15 protein-coding genes are annotated in these 17,730 nt (G+C 60.7%); 3 read left to right on the top strand and 12 right to left on the bottom strand.

The window, feature by feature from the left end; genetic code table 11:
• From purD to gcbA, 12 genes are all read right to left on the bottom strand, one after another.
• The coding region (purD, locus tag D8V06_RS29370) for a phosphoribosylamine--glycine ligase (protein ID WP_130932352.1) at positions 1-704 on the bottom strand (704 nt) is incomplete at its 3' end.
• 151 nt (positions 705-855) lie between these two features.
• Complete coding sequence (purH, locus tag D8V06_RS29375) at positions 856-2,463, bottom strand: bifunctional phosphoribosylaminoimidazolecarboxamide formyltransferase/IMP cyclohydrolase (RefSeq protein WP_056852459.1); 1,608 nt, start codon at positions 2,461-2,463, stop codon at positions 856-858.
• Between the two features lie 81 nt (positions 2,464-2,544).
• Positions 2,545-2,865: a DNA-binding transcriptional regulator Fis gene (gene fis / locus D8V06_RS29380; RefSeq protein ID WP_015093301.1), complete on the bottom strand. Its 321-nt coding sequence runs from the start codon at positions 2,863-2,865 to the stop codon at positions 2,545-2,547.
• Positions 2,862-3,872 carry a tRNA dihydrouridine synthase DusB gene (gene dusB / locus D8V06_RS29385; protein ID WP_056852460.1) on the bottom strand — a complete coding sequence of 337 codons (1,011 nt, stop codon included), beginning with the start codon at positions 3,870-3,872 and terminating at the stop codon, positions 2,862-2,864. Before dusB ends, fis begins: the two co-directional genes overlap by 4 nt.
• A gap of 185 nt (positions 3,873-4,057) precedes the next feature.
• The gene (locus tag D8V06_RS29390) at positions 4,058-5,326 is read right to left on the bottom strand and encodes a DUF3426 domain-containing protein (RefSeq protein ID WP_056852461.1); all 1,269 of its coding nucleotides are present in this window, start codon (positions 5,324-5,326) and stop codon (positions 4,058-4,060) included.
• Positions 5,327-5,356: 30 nt separating this feature from the next.
• Positions 5,357-6,235, bottom strand: coding sequence for a 50S ribosomal protein L11 methyltransferase (gene prmA, locus D8V06_RS29395; RefSeq protein WP_056852462.1), 879 nt, complete (start codon positions 6,233-6,235; stop codon positions 5,357-5,359).
• A 326-nt stretch (positions 6,236-6,561) separates the two neighbouring features.
• A complete protein-coding gene (gene accC / locus D8V06_RS29405) occupies positions 6,562-7,920 on the bottom strand; it encodes an acetyl-CoA carboxylase biotin carboxylase subunit (RefSeq protein ID WP_130932354.1) in 1,359 nt (452 codons plus the stop codon).
• 17 nt (positions 7,921-7,937) lie between these two features.
• A complete protein-coding gene (accB, locus tag D8V06_RS29410) occupies positions 7,938-8,405 on the bottom strand; it encodes an acetyl-CoA carboxylase biotin carboxyl carrier protein (RefSeq protein ID WP_056852464.1) in 468 nt (155 codons plus the stop codon).
• Positions 8,406-8,429: 24 nt separating this feature from the next.
• Positions 8,430-8,885, bottom strand: a complete 456-nt coding sequence (gene aroQ, locus D8V06_RS29415) for a type II 3-dehydroquinate dehydratase (protein ID WP_056852465.1) — start codon at positions 8,883-8,885, stop codon at positions 8,430-8,432.
• Positions 8,886-9,017: 132 nt separating this feature from the next.
• Positions 9,018-10,763: a protein-disulfide reductase DsbD gene (locus D8V06_RS29420; protein WP_130932355.1), complete on the bottom strand. Its 1,746-nt coding sequence runs from the start codon at positions 10,761-10,763 to the stop codon at positions 9,018-9,020.
• Positions 10,764-11,022: 259 nt separating this feature from the next.
• Positions 11,023-12,969 carry a methyl-accepting chemotaxis protein gene (locus D8V06_RS29425; protein ID WP_130932356.1) on the bottom strand — a complete coding sequence of 649 codons (1,947 nt, stop codon included), beginning with the start codon at positions 12,967-12,969 and terminating at the stop codon, positions 11,023-11,025.
• A gap of 52 nt (positions 12,970-13,021) precedes the next feature.
• Positions 13,022-14,692, bottom strand: a complete 1,671-nt coding sequence (gene gcbA / locus D8V06_RS29430) for a diguanylate cyclase GcbA (protein WP_056852468.1) — start codon at positions 14,690-14,692, stop codon at positions 13,022-13,024.
• A 461-nt stretch (positions 14,693-15,153) separates the two neighbouring features.
• Between gcbA and D8V06_RS29435 the strand changes: the two genes are divergently transcribed.
• From D8V06_RS29435 to D8V06_RS29445, 3 genes are all read left to right on the top strand, one after another.
• Positions 15,154-16,221, top strand: a complete 1,068-nt coding sequence (locus tag D8V06_RS29435; protein ID WP_056852469.1) for a DUF2333 family protein — start codon at positions 15,154-15,156, stop codon at positions 16,219-16,221.
• Between the two features lie 3 nt (positions 16,222-16,224).
• Positions 16,225-16,794: an NUDIX hydrolase gene (locus D8V06_RS29440; protein WP_056852470.1), complete on the top strand. Its 570-nt coding sequence runs from the start codon at positions 16,225-16,227 to the stop codon at positions 16,792-16,794.
• A 313-nt stretch (positions 16,795-17,107) separates the two neighbouring features.
• Positions 17,108-17,479: a translation initiation factor Sui1 gene (locus tag D8V06_RS29445; RefSeq protein WP_003221288.1), complete on the top strand. Its 372-nt coding sequence runs from the start codon at positions 17,108-17,110 to the stop codon at positions 17,477-17,479.
• Positions 17,480-17,730: the final 251 nt, after the last annotated feature.

Here is a 17,730-nt window from a genome sequence, read left to right on the forward strand (position 1 = left end):
GCAGGGGAGTAGGCACCCATGCCGCCGGTGTTCGGCCCGGTGTCGCCGTCGCCGACGCGTTTGTGGTCCTGGCTGGTGGCCATTGGCAGGACGTTCTTGCCGTCGACCATGACGATGAAGCTGGCTTCTTCGCCATCCAGGAACTCTTCGATCACGACGCGCGAGCCGGCGTCACCGAAGGCATTGCCGGCGAGCATGTCACGCACGGCGTCTTCGGCTTCGGCCAAGGTCATGGCGACGATCACGCCTTTACCGGCGGCAAGGCCATCGGCCTTGATCACGATTGGCGCACCTTTTTCGCGCAAGTAAGCCAGGGCAGGCTCGATCTCGGTGAAGTTCTGGTAGTCGGCGGTCGGGATCTTGTGGCGAGCCAGGAAGTCCTTGGTGAAAGCTTTCGAACCTTCCAGCTGTGCGGCGCCAGCGGTCGGACCGAAGCAGTCCAGGCCGCGGGAGCGGAACAGGTCCACGACGCCCGCAACCAGTGGCACTTCCGGACCAACGATGGTCAGGGAAACGTTTTTCTCGGCGAAGTCCGCCAGTTGCTCAAGGGCCAGTACGTCGATGGCGACGTTCTCGCACTTGGCTTCAATGGCCGTACCGGCGTTGCCCGGGGCCACGAAAACCTTTTGCACGCGCGGATCCTGAGCCACTTTCCAGGCCAGGGCGTGTTCACGGCCACCGCTGCCAATGATCAAAACATTCATTTCAAAAACCTCGGATGACGCTAATTCTGTGGGGGCTGATCGTTCCCACGCTCTGCGTGGGAATGCCTCAACGGACGCTCCGCGTCCGAGGGACGCGGAGCGTCCCGGGCTGCGTGCCCACGCAGAGCGTGGGTACGATCAAGCAAACAAATCAGTGACGGAAGTGGCGCATGCCGGTGAATACCATCGCGATGCCGGCTTCGTCGGCAGCAGCAATCACTTCAGCATCACGCATCGAGCCGCCTGGCTGGATCACAGCCGTCACGCCCGCCTTGGCCGCATTGTCCAGACCATCGCGGAACGGGAAGAATGCATCGGACGCCATCACCGAACCGGCTACCTGCAAGCCTGCATGCTCAGCCTTGATCGCAGCGATGCGAGCCGAGTTCACGCGGCTCATCTGACCGGCGCCGACACCGATGGTCTGACGGTTCTTGGCGTAGACGATGGCGTTGGATTTAACGTACTTGGCGACCTTCCAGGCGAAGATCAGGTCGTGGATTTCCTGTTCGGTCGGAGCGCGTTTGGTCACGACTTTCAGGTCATCGGCGCTGATCATGCCGATGTCACGGCTCTGCACCAGCAGACCACCATTGACGCGCTTGTAATCCCACGCTGCTGCACGATCGGCCGACCACTCGCCGCAGGCCAGCAGGCGCACGTTGGCTTTGGCTGCAACGATGGCGCGGGCTTCTTCGCTGACGCTTGGGGCGATGATCACTTCAACGAACTGGCGCTCGACGATCGCCTTGGCGGTCTCTGCATCCAGTTCGCGGTTGAAGGCGATGATGCCGCCAAACGCGGATTCGGTATCGGTGGCATAAGCCAGGTCGTAGGCTTTGCGGATGCCGCCTTCGGCATCAGGGCTGACAGCCACGCCGCACGGGTTGGCGTGCTTGACGATCACGCAGGCTGGCTTGACGAAGCTCTTGACGCATTCCAATGCAGCGTCGGTGTCGGCCACGTTGTTGTACGACAGCTCTTTGCCCTGCAGTTGGGTCGCGGTAGCGATGCCGACTTCGGCAGGCTTGGCTTCCACGTAGAACGCCGCGCTCTGGTGCGGGTTCTCGCCGTAGCGCATTTCCTGGGCCTTGATGAACTGGCTGTTGAACGTGCGCGGGAATTCGCTGCGACCTTCTGTGCTGAGCGTCTCGGCAGCCTGGTTCACGGTACCCATGTAGTTGGCGATCATGCCGTCATAGGCAGCGGTGTGTTCGAAGGCCTTGAGCATCAGGTCGAAACGCTGAGCGTAAGTCAGGCCACCGGCCTTGAGGTTTTCGAGGACGCTGGCGTAATCGCTGGCATTGACCACGATGGCCACGTCTTTGTGGTTCTTGGCAGCCGAACGGACCATGGTCGGGCCGCCGATGTCGATGTTCTCGATGGCGGTCGGCAGGTCACAGCCTGGCTTGTTGATGGTGGCTTCGAACGGGTACAGGTTGACCGCCACCAGATCGATCGGCTTGATGCCGTGTTCGTTCATGATGGCATCGTCGATACCGCGACGACCGAGGATCCCGCCGTGGATTTTCGGATGCAGGGTCTTCACCCGACCGTCCATCATTTCGGCAAAACCGGTGTAATCAGCGACTTCCACAGCGGCAACGCCGTTGTCCTGCAGCAGCTTGAACGTCCCGCCGGTGGAGAGGATCTCGACGCCCAGGGCTTCAAGCTCTTTGGCGAATTCAAGGATCCCGGTCTTGTCGGAAACGCTGATCAAGGCGCGGCGGATCGGCAGGCGGGTAGTCTGGTCGGTCATTTCAATTTCCATCAAAAGCAAAGGAGTCAGCAAAAAAGGCGACCGGTTTTACGCGGGCGCCTTTCTGGTTTGATTGAATGCTTACAGCAAATCGTACTGCTTGAGTTTCTTGCGCAGCGTGCCCCGGTTGAGTCCGAGCATTTCGCTGGCCTTGGTCTGGTTGCCCTTGACGTAGTTCATCACGCACTCGAGCAGGGGAGCCTCGACTTCGGAGAGCACCAGGTTGTACACATCCGTGACGGCAGCGCCCTCAAGGTGGGCGAAATAATTGTGCAGCGCTTTCTCGACACTCCCGCGAAGGGTCTGACCTTCTTCGCTCGGGGTATTGAGGTGCTGTTTCAAATTCACGTTGTCGCTCACGGGTGTTGTTCCACTCACTAAAGTCTCGGTCATCATCGTCATGCGGCCACCCCCTCTCCGTCCCCTGTCAGGCTCTTGTAACGTTCGGCGAAGAACCCCTGAACGTTGGCGCATTGTGCTTCCGTATCTTCCAAACGATTGAAGTGGGCGCGAAACTCCCTGGCGCCCGGCAAGGTTGCGAGATACCAGCCCACATGCTTTCGAGCAATGCGCACGCCCATCACGTCTCCATAGAAGGCGTGCAGCGCAGCCAGATGCTCTAGCAGAATGCGTTCCACCTCGATCAGTTCCAGCGCCGGGAGCTTCTCGCCGGTGCGCAGGAAATGGTCGATCTCGCGAAAAATCCATGGCCGCCCCTGGGCGGCCCGGCCAACCAGCAGGCCGTCGGCACCGGTCGCGTCGAGCACGTATCGGGCCTTTTCCGGCGAATCGATATCGCCGTTGGCAAACACCGGCATCGATACCGCCTGCTTGATCGCGGCAATGGTGTCGTACTCGGCTTCACCGGTGTACAGATCGGCACGGGTGCGGCCATGTACCGCCAGCGCCGTAATGCCTGCCTGCTCGGCGATCTTCGCCACCGTCAGGCCATTCTTGTTGTCCCGGTCCCAGCCGGTCCGAATTTTCAGGGTAACCGGCACATCAACCGCAGCCACGACGGCCTGCAGGATCTCGGTGACCAGTGCTTCATCCTTCAACAGTGCGGAGCCGGCGGCCTTGTTGCAGACCTTCTTCGCCGGACAGCCCATGTTGATATCAATAATCTGTGCGCCCAACTCGACGTTGGCCCGCGCTGCATCCGCCAGCATCTGTGCATCGCCACCGGCGATCTGTACCGAGCGTGGCTCGGGATCACCTTCGTGGATCATGCGCATCCGCGACTTGCGGGTGTTCCACAAACTCATGTCGCTGGTGACCATTTCCGAGACGACCAGTCCCGCGCCCAATCGTTTGCACAGCTGACGAAAGGGTTGGTCGGTGACCCCCGCCATCGGGGCGAGAATCAAGCCGTTGTGTAATGTGTATGGACCGATGCGTACCGCCGACATAGGGCTTCCCTGTTGTGGGGCCGGATCATGAGAGTTCGAAAAAGGGTTGGCATGATACCCGCTCTCGATGACTGGATAAAGGTCGAATTGAACAAAATCTGAACAGTTATTCCGTTATCGCCAGCGGTTTGGTTCGCGCAGGGAAAGTCAGAAAGCCGTCGTCAATTGAAGAGCGGTGAACCGTTTCACTCGGGCGAGTGGAAGCTCAGGCTGTAATTCACCGCTTTTGCACCTGGATCGAGAATGTCGAGTGCGATGTGGATCGGGGTTTGCGGAGGCATTTCGGCCATGCCTTCGAGGTCGCCCCCGAGATACTCGCCGGGTTTGAAGCGGCGGCTGGCGATCAGGTGGCCGTTGAGGTCGGCGAAGCGCAGTTCCAGCAGCGGGAAGGGCTGGGAGAAGGGCGCGCGGTTATAGATGATCGCATCAACCACCAGCGCACCACTGAACTCCGGGTGGCTGCGCACTACCAGGTTGCTGCTTTTGATTTTGGCGATGTCGACCTTGGAGGGCACCGTGCAACCGATGTGTGGGCACAGTTGCTGGAACCATGGGCGATATTGGTCCTGGCGTGCCAGTTCGTCGAAGTGATAGGCGACGTACTGGCCCACGAGTGCGCCGGCGCCCAGCAGGATCAGCACGAGCCAGAAGAATCGGCGCCCCCACGGCGAACGGCGTTTTTGCCAGTCCAGTTGCAGCGGGTCATCGGTCAGGTCTTGCAAGACTTCGGCGCGAACGCCCGGTTCGCTGCGTTCGCGACGCTTGCGCAAGGGCTCGATCGAAGGCAGGTCGGCGTCGATTTCTTCAGTAGCCGTTGCCGAAAGGCGTTCGTGATGAAGTGGAGGATCGAGCGGGTCGTGCAGGCGTAAATGTGGCGGCTGGGGTTCGTCGTCCAGTTCCACCGGCTCGAGTTCCAGCGATAGCGAGGGTTCGGTGCGTGCGAGGATGCCTGTCTCTTTCAGGGGTTCTTCTGAAACAGGAGTGTCGAGCGCATCGAGCTCGTCAAGGTTATTGCCCGTTTGCGCACGATCGGCGGCCGATTCGCTGAACAGGCTGTCAGTGGTCCAGGGTTCTTCGTCGATTTCAGTGCTGTCGCGGCGAGCGCTGAGGCTGTCTTCGCGGGGGCGGCCGAATTCGGTGATGGGCTGGATTTCCCGCTGTTCGAGCCGGGCGAGTTCTTCGTCGAGGTCGAGGCTGTCCAGATCCAGTTCGGCCGCGCTCCATTGCTTTTGGCTGATGGCACGCGGTTGTTCGGGTGCTGGGGCTTGCGCGATGGCAGGTGCAATCGGCGCGGCAGGCTCTTTGCCGGCCTGTTCAAGCAATTGCTTGGCCGCGTTGAATACCTGCAGGCATGAGCCACAGCGAACGACCCCGCGCGCCACGCTCAACTGGGCATGGCTGACGCGGAAACTGGTTTGGCAATGCGGGCACTGGGTGACGAAGCTATCGGTCATGCGGCGATCCGGATTATGCAGACGCTCATTCTAGCGCCGACGGCCTGTGATGCGCACCCAGCCATCGCGATTGGCGATCGGATCCAGATCGAAGTCCTTGGCGTAGGCTGCAGCCACTTCATCGCCTTGCTCGGCCAGAATCCCCGACAGCGCCAGACGGCCACCGGGCTTGACCAGGCCGGACAGCTGCGGTGCAAGGGATACCAGCGGGCCAGCGAGAATGTTCGCTACCAGCACATCAGCCTGAACCTGCGGCAGATCTTCCGGCAGATACAGTGGGAACAGCTCATTGGCAATGTGGTTGCGCCCGGCATTGTCGCGGGAAGCTTCCAGCGCCTGCACGTCGATGTCGGTGCCGACCGCTTCCCTGGCGCCCAGCAGCAAGGCGGCAATGGCCAGGATCCCCGAGCCGCAGCCGAAGTCCAGCACGTTGCAATCTTTCAGATCCTGACCGTCGAGCCATTCCAGGCACAGCGCGGTGGTCGGGTGGGTGCCGGTGCCGAACGCCAGGCCCGGGTCCAGCAGCAGGTTGACGGCGTCTGGTTCGGGAGCGGCATGCCAGCTCGGTACGATCCACAGGCGCTGACCGAAACGCATCGGCTGGAAACCGTCCATCCAGCTGCGTTCCCAATCCTGGTCTTCGATCACTTCACTGTGGTGTTCGGGCAGCGGGCTGCCAGTCAACAGCTCAAGATGAGCCAGCACCGGGCCAGGCTCGGTGCCACCTTCGAACAGGGCCAGCAGGTGGGTGTGCGACCACAGTGGCGTGGTGTTGAGTTCCGGCTCGAAGATCGGCTGGTCTTCGGCGTCCATGAAGGTCACCGATACGGCGCCCACTTCAAGGAAAGCGTCTTCGTAGGTTTCGGCTTGTTCTGGGCTGATGGCGAGACGGACTTGCAGCCAAGGCATGGCGGGCACCTTTGAAAAATATAGATTGCAGCCTAGCGGGCTGCGAGAAGCGCGCAAGTTTACGCGAGCGCAACGCAGAAGACGACCGGGTTGCCATCCAATACCGCAGACGACGCTCTCTGTGGCGAGGGAGCTGGCTCCCGCTGGAGCGCGATGCGGTCCCAAAATGGCAGATAAGGCTTTGTCTGACGCAACTCGGATGAATGGTCTTGCGGCTGCTGCGCAACCGAGCGGGAGCAAGCTCCCTCGCCACAAGGTTTCTGGGGAGCATCTGCAGAAACAACAAAGCCGCCCGAAGGCGGCTTTGTCAGGTGCAGGTTCGAAGCTTAGTGCTTCTCGCCGGCCAGCTTGTGCTCGAGGTAGTGAATGTTCACGCCCCCTTTGCAGAAGCCTTCGTCGCGGGTCAGGTCGCGGTGCAGCGGGATGTTGGTCTTGATCCCGTCGACCACGATTTCGTCCAGCGCATTGCGCATGCGCGCCATGGCTTCGTCACGGGTTGCACCGTAAGTGATCAGCTTGCCGATCAACGAATCGTAGTTCGGCGGTACGGCATAACCACTGTACAGGTGCGAGTCGACGCGAACGCCGTTGCCGCCTGGTGCGTGGAAATGCTTGACCGTGCCCGGGCTCGGCATGAAGGTTTTCGGATCTTCGGCGTTGATCCGGCACTCCAGCGCGTGACCGCGGATGACCACGTCATCCTGGGTGAACGACAGCTTGTTGCCGGCGGCGATGCTGAGCATCTCCTTGACGATGTCGATACCGGTGACCATTTCCGAAACCGGGTGCTCTACCTGGACACGAGTGTTCATCTCGATGAAGTAGAAGCGGCCGTTCTCGTACAGGAACTCGAAAGTGCCCGCACCCCGGTAACCGATGTCGATGCACGCCTTGACGCAGCGAGCGAAAACTTCCTGGCGAGCCTTCTCGTCGATGCCCGGTGCCGGCGCTTCTTCGAGAACTTTCTGGTGACGACGTTGCAGCGAGCAATCGCGGTCGCCCAGATGGATGGCGTTGCCCTGGCCGTCGGAAAGCACCTGGACTTCCACGTGACGCGGGTTGGTCAGGAACTTTTCCAGATAGACCATCGGGTTGCCGAACGCCGCGCCTGCTTCGGAGCGGGTCAGTTTCGCCGAGGAAATCAGGTCTTCTTCTTTATGCACAACGCGCATGCCGCGACCACCACCGCCGCCAGCGGCCTTGATGATCACCGGATAACCGACTTCGCGACCAATGCGCAGAGCGGTTTCTTCGTCTTCCGGCAGCGGGCCGTCAGAACCCGGAACGGTCGGTACACCGGCGGCGATCATGGCGTGCTTGGCCGATACCTTGTCGCCCATCAGGCGAATGGTGTCGGCTTTCGGGCCGATGAAGGCGAAGCCGGAGTTCTCGACCTGCTCGGCAAAGTCGGCGTTTTCCGCAAGGAAACCGTAGCCTGGGTGAATGGCGGTAGCGCCGGTCACTTCGGCCGCGGCAATGATTGCCGGAATGTGCAGGTAGGAGTGGGCGGCCGATGCCGGGCCGATGCAGACGGACTCGTCTGCCAGACCCAGGTGCATCAGTTCCTTGTCAGCCTTGGAGTAAACGGCGACGGTCTTGATGCCCATCTCTTTGCAGGCGCGCAGGATCCGCAGGGCGATCTCACCGCGGTTGGCGATCAGAACTTTTTCCAACTTCGCAGTCATCAAAGGCTCTCCGCGGTTCAAACGATGGTGAACAGCGGTTGGTCGTACTCAACCGGCTGGCCGTCTTCGACGAGGATGGATTCGATCACACCGCTGGTTTCAGCTTCGATGTGGTTCATCATCTTCATGGCTTCAACGATGCACAGGGTGTCGCCTTTCTTCACGGTCTGGCCGACTTCAACGAAGGACGGCGAGGTTGGCGAAGACTTGCGATAGAACGTACCGACCATTGGCGAACGGGCAACGGTGCCGTTCAACGCTGGTGCGGCAGGCGCTGCAGGTGCGGCGGCAGCGGCAGCCGGAGCGGCGGCAGCGACAGGCGCGGCAGCCGGAGCTGGCATTGGCGCAGGAGCGTAGTACTGCTGAGCCGGGGTTTTGCTGTGACGGCTGATGCGTACGGACTCTTCGCCTTCCTTGATCTCGAGCTCGTCGATGCCGGACTCTTCCAGCAATTCGATCAGTTTCTTAACTTTACGGATATCCATGAATCATCAACTCCCAAGGGTCGGTCAGGGGCGTATAGCTTGTTGTTCAAGCTGCTCTAATGCAGCCTCCAAGGCCAGTCGATAACCGCTGGCGCCAAGGCCGCAGATCACTCCTACCGCTACGTCGGAGAAGTAAGAGTGATGGCGGAAAGGTTCGCGTTTGTGCACGTTGGACAAATGCACTTCGATGAATGGGATGCTCACCGCCAGCAGCGCGTCACGTAATGCGACACTTGTATGCGTAAAAGCTGCCGGGTTGATCAAAATGAAGTCCACACCTTCGCTGCGAGCGGCGTGGATGCGGTCGATCAATTCGTACTCGGCATTGCTTTGCAGGTGCAGCAAATGGTGGCCGGCTTCACGGGCACGGCGTTCCAGGTCCTGGTTGATCTGGGCCAGCGTCGTGGCGCCATAGGTGCCCGGTTCACGGGTGCCGAGCAGGTTCAGGTTGGGTCCGTGCAGAACGAGTAGCGTCGCCATCGGCGGTTCCTTTGTTATCCGTGTGCAATTGTCAGAACTCGGCGACTATGCCGCAAAGCCTTTGTGACTGTCCAGTTCTCTGCAATAGCCAGCACGATGACCGATGTTTGCGCGAAATATATGACTGCTTGCTTAAATCCGGTCATTCGCCCTGGCAACACGTTCGGCGAAGTCCCGCGCATTGATCTCGCCGATCACCCGCACATCGACACGTTCGACGCCGTCCTTGCCGAAAAACATCAAGGCAGGGGGGCCGAACAGTTGGTAGCGATCGAGCAGGGCGCGTTGTTCGGCGTTGCTCTGGGTGATATCAAAGCGCACCAGCCTGTAACCCTTGAGGCGTTCGATGACGATGGGGTCGTTCAGTACCTCCCGTTCGATCACTTTGCAACTGATGCACCAGTCGGCGTACCAGTCGAGCAGCAGCGCAGTGTTGGCTGAGCGGGCTTGGGCGAGCACACGGTCGAGTTCAGCCGGGGTGTCTACGGTTTGCCAGGCACTGGTTTCCTGGGTTGGCGCGTTGCTGGCAATGGTGCGCGGCTGGCCGATGGGGTTGAACGGGTCGCTCTGGCCGCTGAATGCGCCGAACCAGCAGGCCAGCGCGTAAAACAGCAGGAACATCCCGAATAGCTGGCCCAGGCGTTTTCGCGGTGGTTTGTAGACGAATTCCAGTGCGCCGAGGAACAAGCCGACACCCGCGGCCAGCAGGCCGATCAGCAGCAGCGTGACTTGGCCCGGCAAAACCCGGCTGAGCAAGCCGATTGCCAGTCCCAGCAATAACACGCCAATTGCATTCTTCACATAGATCAGCCACGGGCCGCTTTTTGGCAGCCACGCCGCGCCGCCGGTGGCCACCAATAACAGTGGCGCGCCCATGCCCAGGCCGAGCATGAACAGTTTCAGTCCACCGCCCAAGGCATCGCCGCTGGCGCTGATGTACAGCAACGCACCGGCCAAGGGTGCCGATACGCAGGGCGAAACCAGTAGGCTGGAAACCACGCCCAGCACTGCCGCGCCCCACAGCGAGCCGCCTTCGGTGCGACCAGCAATGCGGTCGAGCCGGCTGCTGATGGCGTGCGGCAACTTCAGCTCGAACACCCCGAACATCGCCAGGGCAAACACTGCGAAAAACATCGCGAATGGTACCAGCACCCAGGCCGATTGCAGGCGCGCCTGGAGATTGAGTTGCGCACCGAACATCCCCATCAAGGCGCCGAGCAGGGCAAAACACGCCGCCATCGGCAGCACATACGCCAGCGACAGGTTGAAACCGCGCCAGCCGCCGACCTGTCCGCGCAACACCACGCCGGACAGGATCGGCAGCATCGGCAGCACGCAGGGGGTGAACGTCAGGCCCAGACCGGCGAGGAAAAACAGCGCCAGTTCGCGCCAGCTCCAGCTATACGGCACGCTCACGCTGTTGCCGGCGTTGATACTCAGGCGCTCGGTTTCCGGCGGATAACACAGGCCCTTGTCGGCGCAGCCCTGATAAGTCACCACCAAGGTAAAGGCGCGCTGATCGGAGCGCGGTAGTTCTACATCGAGAACGCCGTGGTAGACCTCGACATCGCCAAAGTACTCGTCGTGCTTCTTTTGGCCGTCGGGCAATTGCGCTGCCCCGAGGGTGACATCGCCCGGTTCTGCGCGAAACTGGAAGCGGTGACGGTAGAGGTAATAGCCTTCGGTGGCGACGAAACGCAGTTTGATCGATTGCGGCGTGCTTTCTACCAGGCTCAACTGAAAAGCTTCACGTACCGGCAGGAAGTCGGCGCTGTTGTTGATCGAGCCCAGGGTAGAACTGGGACGGCTCTCCAACAGGCCGGTGGCGGCGGCCGGCAGGGCGAGCACGAATAAAAGCAGGCAGAGCAAACGGCGCATGACAATCTCGCGTATCGGAATTGGGGGGATGATAGCGGACGTCGTGCGGATGTGCAGTGCGGGTAGTGCTGGGGTGACTGGTCCGACGTCATCGCTGGCAAGCCAGCTCCCACAAGTTTTGCAGGTATCCACAAGATCTATAAGCACCCTCAACCCTGTGGGAGCTGGCAAGCCAACACCCACGAGTATCAAGGTTGTCCACAAGATCAATAAGCACCCTCAATCCTGTGGGAGCTGGCTTGCCAGCGATGGCGGCTTATCAGACGCGGAAGGCCTGAACGGCGGTATGCAGGCGCCCACCCAGCACCAGCAAATTTTCCCCTTGCTCGCGCCCTTCGCCAATGCGCAGCAAGTTATCCCCGCCCAACTGATGAATCCGCTCGCTGTGGTCGCGAATCTCACTGACGGCGCCGCTCTGCTGGGCGGTGACATCGGCGATGCGCACTGCGGTGTCAGAGATGGTCTGGATCGCCCCGACGATTTTATCCAGCGCGCCATCGGCCGCCTGGGCCTGGTTGGCGGTGGCTTCGGCGTGTTCGACCTGGGCGCGCATGCCTTCGACCGACTGGCGCGCGGCGGTTTGCAGACCGGCGATCAAGGTCTGGATTTCGGCGGTGGCGCCAGCAGTGCGTTGCGCCAGTGAGCGAACTTCTTCAGCCACCACGGCAAAGCCGCGACCCATTTCCCCGGCGCGTGCCGCTTCAATGGCCGCATTCAGCGCCAGCAGATTGGTCTGGTCGGCAATCGAGCGAATCACCGTCAGCACCCCGCCGATGGTCGCGGACTCTTCGGCCAGATGTTCGATCATCTGTGCATTGCCCTGCACTTCGTCCACCAGCGCATGCAGGCCTGTCAGGCTCAGGCCAATGACTTGCTGCCCGTGCTCCACCGCGAGGCCCGCATGCCGACTGGCTTCGGCAGCCTGGCTGGCATCGCCGGCGACTTGCTGAATGGTCGCTTCCAGTTCGCCGAGGGAGTCGCGGATCAATGCGGTGTCCCCCGCCTGGTGCTCGGCACCGCTGTGCAGGTCGTTGCTCAATTCGGCGAGGGTCCGGCTGCTGCCGGCGACCTGTTCGGCGTTAAGGCGAATGGTCCCCACCAGCGCCACCAGATAGGCGCGCAAGCGATTGAGCGACGCTTCGATGTCATGCAATTCGCGGTTGGTCTTGCCCAGTTGGATGTCCTGGCTGAAATCCCCTTCGGCCCAGGTCGACAGCGCCGGAGCGAGGTTGGTCAGGGTCCGGGCGAGTTTGCGTTGCAGGCTGTCGATCAGCAGCGCGATCAGCAAAATCAAACCGATCATCACGCCTTGCATCAGTCGGACTTCGCCCTGGATTTGCCCGTGCTGGGCGCGGACCACCGGTTCCAGCCCGGCGATGGCGTGTTGCACATCGGCGATTTTAAGATGAGTCGCGGTACTGAGATCGGCGCGTTTCTGGATCTGCTCGCGGGTCCGAGCCAGCTCCGCCGGGTAACGGGTTAGCAGGCTATTGAGTTCACGCTTGTAGCCAACGCCGGCATCCTCGGCGACAGCTTTCTCAGTGTTTTCCAGCCCCATCATCGAGGCGAAATCATCGGTGTTCGATTCGCTGCTGGCTGCCACGCCCAGCAAGGGCAGGGCGTCCAGCAGCTCGGCCTGGGTGCGGATGTGGGTGACTTCGCGCTCGACATCGGCGGCCAGTTCGCTGCGGCCGCTGCTGACCAGTTTGTCCCGGGCCAGCGACAATTTACCCAAATGCTGCGATGCAGTGAGCAATGGCGTCAGGTACGCCGCGTTGGCGCTGGCGTACTGACTGAGCTGGTCGAGGCTGGCAGCCAATTCCCGCTCGGCTTGCAGCAGCAGGGCCTGCGGATCTCCGGCGAGCTTGCCCGCGGCCAGCAGATCGGTTTTGCTGAAGTCACTCAGGTTGGACAGGCTAGGGCGCAGGCTTTCGGCCAGCGCCGGTGGCAATTCGCCGAGTTCTGTTTGCAGGGCATCAATGGCCTGGGTGGCGTTGCTCAAGCGCAGGGCATCGCCGCTGGCGAGGTAATCCTCGATGTTGCGCGCCACATCGTTCTGAAACTGCTGGGACAAACCCAGGTAACGCTCCATTAATAGGTACGGGCGTTCGAGGGCTTTTTGCGACCACCACAGCGTCGCGCCAAGGGCTACGCACACGGCGACTAAAAGGAGGGTGTTGAGATTGGTCAGCAGCTTCAGGCGCATCACGGACTACCAACGGCAGAAATGGTAAGCGCCTGAAGTTATTGCGTTTCTGTTACAGGGTTATGACCGAAGGGGTCAATTGCGATGAAAAAGTGGCACTTTGCTTTGATGTCCCCGCCGCCTGGACACGGTTGCGCCCGGCACCTTTGGCACGATAGAGCGCCTCATCCGCCTGGCTGGCCATGGACAGGCTGTCGGAGGTTTCACACAACTCCACCACCCCGGCGCTGAACGTGCACCACAAATCCTGGGGTTGAGCCGGATAGTGAATTTCGGCAAAGCGCTGGCGGATTTCATCGAGGACCTTGTAGGCCGCCTCAAGGTCGGTGTCCGGCATGACAATGGCGAACTCTTCACCGCCGTAGCGGCCAATGAAGTCGGTCTTGCGCAAGCGCTGCTTGAGGAACAACGCCAGGCTCTTGATCACCCGGTCGCCCATGGGGTGGCCGTGGCTGTCGTTGACGCGCTTGAAGTGGTCGATGTCGAGCATGGCGAAGCTCAGCGGTTTGTTCTCGCGACGAGAGCGGAACGAACAGTCTTCGAGCAATTGCAGGATGTGGGTGTGGTTGTACAGGCCGGTGAGGCTGTCGCGGACCATGCGAGCCTTGAGGTTGCGCGCCCGCGCCGCGCGATTGCGCACGGTGGTGATCAAGTGCCGGGGTTTGATCGGCTTGGTCAGGAAGTCGTCGCCGCCTTCACTCATGGCGTCGAGCTGCTTGTCCAGATCGTCTTCGGCGGACAGGTAAATGATCGGCACGCTGACATAACGGTCGTTGTGACGGATCACCTTGGCCAGTTCCGTACCCGTGCAGGCCGGCATGTACATGTCGAGGATGATCAGGTCCGGCTGGAAGTCCGCCAGTTCGGCCATGGCCTGGATCGGCTCGATCAGCGTCCGGGTGACAATCCCGGCGCTGTTGAGCAAGCGCTCGGTGTGCAAGGCCTGGGCACGGGAGTCGTCGATGATCAGCACTTTATAGGGTTCGTACTGGGCAACGCAGGTCAGGACTTCGATTTTCTCCAGCAGGCTCGACGCTTCGAGCGTGCCGGTGAGGAACTCCTGACCACCGGCACGCACGGCGGCGAGTCGGGTCGGGGTATCGGTTTCGTGCAGGCTGAAGAACAACAGCGGCAATTGATGATCGAGGCCTTCCTGGGCTTCGGCGGCCAGCTTCAGGCCGATGCCGGGGCCACTGAAGTCCACGTCCATGACAATTGCTGCCGGCAGACGCTCGACCATCGACGAGCGAAACGCAGCTACGCTGTCCAGGGACTGGGCGCTTAGCCCGAAAAACTCCAGTTGCTTGGCCAGGCGTTCGGCGCGGTCGTGATCCTGCAGCATGACGTAGATCGGCTTGCGCAGGGGCGGCAGGAACGTCTGGTCGAGTTGGTCGCCATGGCGCAGGCCAGTGCGGGACAGGCGCTGCATCAAGCGGTTGAGGTCAGTGATCAGGCCACTGCTCAAGCGTCCGCGATTGGCATCGACGGCTTCCAGTGACTGAGTGATTTGGCGAGCCAGGTGCGTGTGTTCCGGCTGTTCGAAACGCTCGGCGAAGCGCAGCAGGCGCAGATTGGCCTCGCTCAGCTCCGACAGATCGGTGCTTGACCACTCGCTGCGTTGCAGGCGCTGCCATATCTCAAGAATCTGACGTGCCTGATGAATTACCCGCTGGGCAAAGTGGTGCTTGAGGCGCTCGCGGCTGGGATCTTCTGGCTCGGTCATATCCTGACTACTAGTTAGGGGGCGCGCTGAGGTCGAGTGGTGGCTCTATGCTAGCACCACTTTGCGATGACATGAGTGCTGTACGTCAATAATCTGCAACGCGGACGCATTCAGTTTCTGACTGATTGGTCGTAAATCGGCTGTTGGTTTTTGCGAAGGGCGCGCCGACCGGGGCTTGTACGGCGTTTGTGATGAAATGTCCGGGCGTTTCGAGCTGCCGATCAGACTTGAATACGAGTTGTTTTCAGGTGGCTGAAGATGAGCCGATACGCTGTTTTTTTGCGGGTATGGGCTAGGGGATTCCCCTATGGGCAGCGTCAGCGAAGCGGTCGTGATGATCGCTGCGGTTACGCGGGACGTTTAATTTTCGTCATCACGCCAACGGCGGGTGCCGGGCAAAGGCACGTTGTTGTATGGTTGTGGTCGAACCGTTGAACTCAAGTGATTGAAAGGATATCGCCATGCTGGACTGGAAAAACCGCGCGGGCAGTGCGCCTGAACGTGCCGCCGAGCCCAAGTCGGCCACCCGCAGTTATCTGGGCGGCCTGCTGTTCAGCCGCGCGCTGGCCACGCTGATCGGTCTCTACCTGCTGGTGGCGATTGCTTTGGGATGGTACTGGAGCCAGGAGCCTGCGCTGTTTCCTGTGCAGCAGACTGCGCAAATGGCGGCCGAAAAAGAAGGCAAGCAAATGGTGGTCGGTTACACCACGGTCGAAACCCTCAAGACCGTTGCCGGTACGTTGCTGACCAAGCAGGGCGGCTATATCTCCAACGACCGCTTTCCGCCAGGCCTGTGGATGGACAACATGCCGAGCTGGGAATATGGCGTGCTGGTACAGGTGCGCGACCTGAGCCGTGCGTTGCGCAAAGATTTCGCCCGCTCGCAGTCGCAGTCCGCCGAAGACGCTGATCTGGCCAAGGCCGAGCCGCGTTTCAACTTCGACAACAAGAGCTGGGTGCTGCCATCCAGTGAGTCCGAGTACCAGGAAGGCATCAATTCCCTGAGCCGTTATCAGGCGCGCCTGTCCGATCCGAACCAGAAGAGCGCGCTGTTCTATGCCCGCGCCGACAACCTGAACAACTGGCTGGGCGACGTCGGTACGCGTCTGGGTTCGCTGTCGCAACGACTGTCGGCCAGTGTTGGTCGGGTCAAGCTCAACACCGCGTTGAAAACCGAGGTCGTGGTACCGGGTGTGGCGCCGCAAGTCGACGAAGAAATCGTCGAAACCCCATGGCTGCAGATCGACAACGTGTTCTACGAAGCGCGAGGCCAGGCTTGGGCCTTGTCGCATTTGCTGCGCGCCATCGAAGTCGATTTCGCCGATGTCCTGGCCAAGAAGAACGCCACGGTCAGCGTGCGCCAGATCATTCGTGAGCTGGAAGCGTCGCAGGAAGCCGTGTGGAGTCCGATGATCCTCAATGGCAGCGGCTTCGGCGTTTTGGCCAACCACTCGCTGGTCATGGCCAACTACATTTCCCGGGCCAACGCGGCAGTGATCGATTTGCGTCAACTGCTCAATCAGGGCTGAGTCATGGCCGACAGTTCCATCGATAACCTGCGGGAGGCCGCCCATCGGGCGGCTTCGGATGCCGAACAGATCGCCTGGGTCGACGAACAGGACAACCTGCTCGGCGCCCTGGTCCGTTCCGATTTGCGTGAGCGAGGGCTGATCGGTCGCGGCACTTACATCATGTTGTTCAACTCCGCGGGTGAGCTTTGCGTGCATCGGCGCACACTCAGCAAGGCAATCTATCCTGGTTTCTGGGACGTGGCGGCGGGCGGCATGGTGCTGGCGACGGAAACCTACGCCGAGTCGGCGGCGCGGGAACTGGAAGAAGAATTGGGCGTGCGTGGTGTGGAACTGACCGCCCATGACCACTTTTTCTTCGAAGACACCGGCAATCGCCTGTGGTGCTCGGCGTTTTCCGCGGTGTGGGATGGCCCGTTGGTCCTGCAACCGGAAGAGGTGCTGGAAGCGCGTTTTATCCCCATCGAACAGGTCATGCAGGAAATCGAGCAAAAGCCTTACTGCCCGGACTCTTTGGCCGCGTTGAAGCGCTATCTGCGGTCACGCGGCGAAGACGTCGCAAAAGAGGCATAAATTGGCGCCGATTGGCTCTTAGCAATCGGCGTTTTTGCCGTTACACTGCGCGACCTTTTTAAGCTGAACCGGTATTGGTTGTTGCTGTTCTGTTGGAGCGAGCCTGCTCGCGATGGTCGTGAACGATGACGAGGGTATCCTGACACCCCGCAGCGTTCTCAGGTTCATCGCGAGCAGGCTCGCTCCTGCAGAGGACACGCCAACGACAGAGTCTGCCGGTTCAGTAGCGCTGCCCCTGCCTGAGTGGGGCTTCGCGGTCGATAGCCCTTCCCGAGTGCTGCGACCAGTCTTTGTCCTCCCAAGAGGATTGCCGGTGGCCAAAAAAGCCGCATCCTTCGCCGCCCTTGGTGGCCTGGTATTTTCCACCGACGCAGGTCGTCATTGCCCGGAATGCAGTAAACCGGTGGACGCCTGCATCTGCAAACAGACCGTTATCCCGGCCGGCGACGGCATCGCTCGCGTGCGCCGCGAAAGCAAGGGCCGTGGCGGCAAGACGGTGACCACCATCACCGGCGTGCCGTTGGCTGAAGACGCGCTCAAGGAACTGGCCACGACGTTGAAAAAACGCTGCGGTACCGGCGGGGCGTTGAAAGACGGGATCATTGAAATCCAGGGCGATCATGTCGAGCTACTCTTGGCTGAACTGATCAAGCTCGGTTTCAAAGCGAAGAAGTCCGGCGGCTAGCAGCCTCTGTGAAAACCACTTGCGGCTTGATCCAGCCCTGATTGCCTTCAGGTCTGGCGTCGCCGTCATGGTTTTCACAGAGCCTGTTCTTGACCGGTTTCTAAACTCGTTGCGGTCTGCGGGGTCTACCCCCTCGTTGACGAACCGTCATTTTCATTCTTTAGACTGCGCCGACCTGAATCCAGGCGACGCACTATGACTTCTTTATAGGGGACTTCGATGTCCGTACGACGCACACGCAAAGACGATGG

It is taken from the genome of Pseudomonas sp. Sample_24, from assembly GCF_004307605.1.
Taxonomy (GTDB): Bacteria; Pseudomonadota; Gammaproteobacteria; order Pseudomonadales; family Pseudomonadaceae; genus Aquipseudomonas.

Bases quoted from the DNA above. Each gene is read 5' to 3' on its own strand.
- D8V06_RS29435 (WP_056852469.1), top strand. From the start codon at position 15,154: ATGCTGGACTGGAAAAACCGCGCGGGCAGTGCGCCTGAACGTGCCGCC.
- dusB (WP_056852460.1), bottom strand. From the start codon at position 3,872: ATGTCGGCGGTACGCATCGGTCCATACACATTACACAACGGCTTGATT.
- aroQ (WP_056852465.1), bottom strand. From the start codon at position 8,885: ATGGCGACGCTACTCGTTCTGCACGGACCCAACCTGAACCTGCTCGGC.
- accB (WP_056852464.1), bottom strand. From the start codon at position 8,405: ATGGATATCCGTAAAGTTAAGAAACTGATCGAATTGCTGGAAGAGTCC.
- D8V06_RS29390 (WP_056852461.1), bottom strand. From the start codon at position 5,326: ATGACCGATAGCTTCGTCACCCAGTGCCCGCATTGCCAAACCAGTTTC.
- prmA (WP_056852462.1), bottom strand. From the start codon at position 6,235: ATGCCTTGGCTGCAAGTCCGTCTCGCCATCAGCCCAGAACAAGCCGAA.
- D8V06_RS29440 (WP_056852470.1), top strand. From the start codon at position 16,225: ATGGCCGACAGTTCCATCGATAACCTGCGGGAGGCCGCCCATCGGGCG.
- gcbA (WP_056852468.1), bottom strand. From the start codon at position 14,692: ATGACCGAGCCAGAAGATCCCAGCCGCGAGCGCCTCAAGCACCACTTT.
- D8V06_RS29425 (WP_130932356.1), bottom strand. From the start codon at position 12,969: ATGCGCCTGAAGCTGCTGACCAATCTCAACACCCTCCTTTTAGTCGCC.
- accC (WP_130932354.1), bottom strand. From the start codon at position 7,920: ATGACTGCGAAGTTGGAAAAAGTTCTGATCGCCAACCGCGGTGAGATC.
- fis (WP_015093301.1), bottom strand. From the start codon at position 2,865: ATGACGATGATGACCGAGACTTTAGTGAGTGGAACAACACCCGTGAGC.
- purH (WP_056852459.1), bottom strand. From the start codon at position 2,463: ATGACCGACCAGACTACCCGCCTGCCGATCCGCCGCGCCTTGATCAGC.
- D8V06_RS29420 (WP_130932355.1), bottom strand. From the start codon at position 10,763: ATGCGCCGTTTGCTCTGCCTGCTTTTATTCGTGCTCGCCCTGCCGGCC.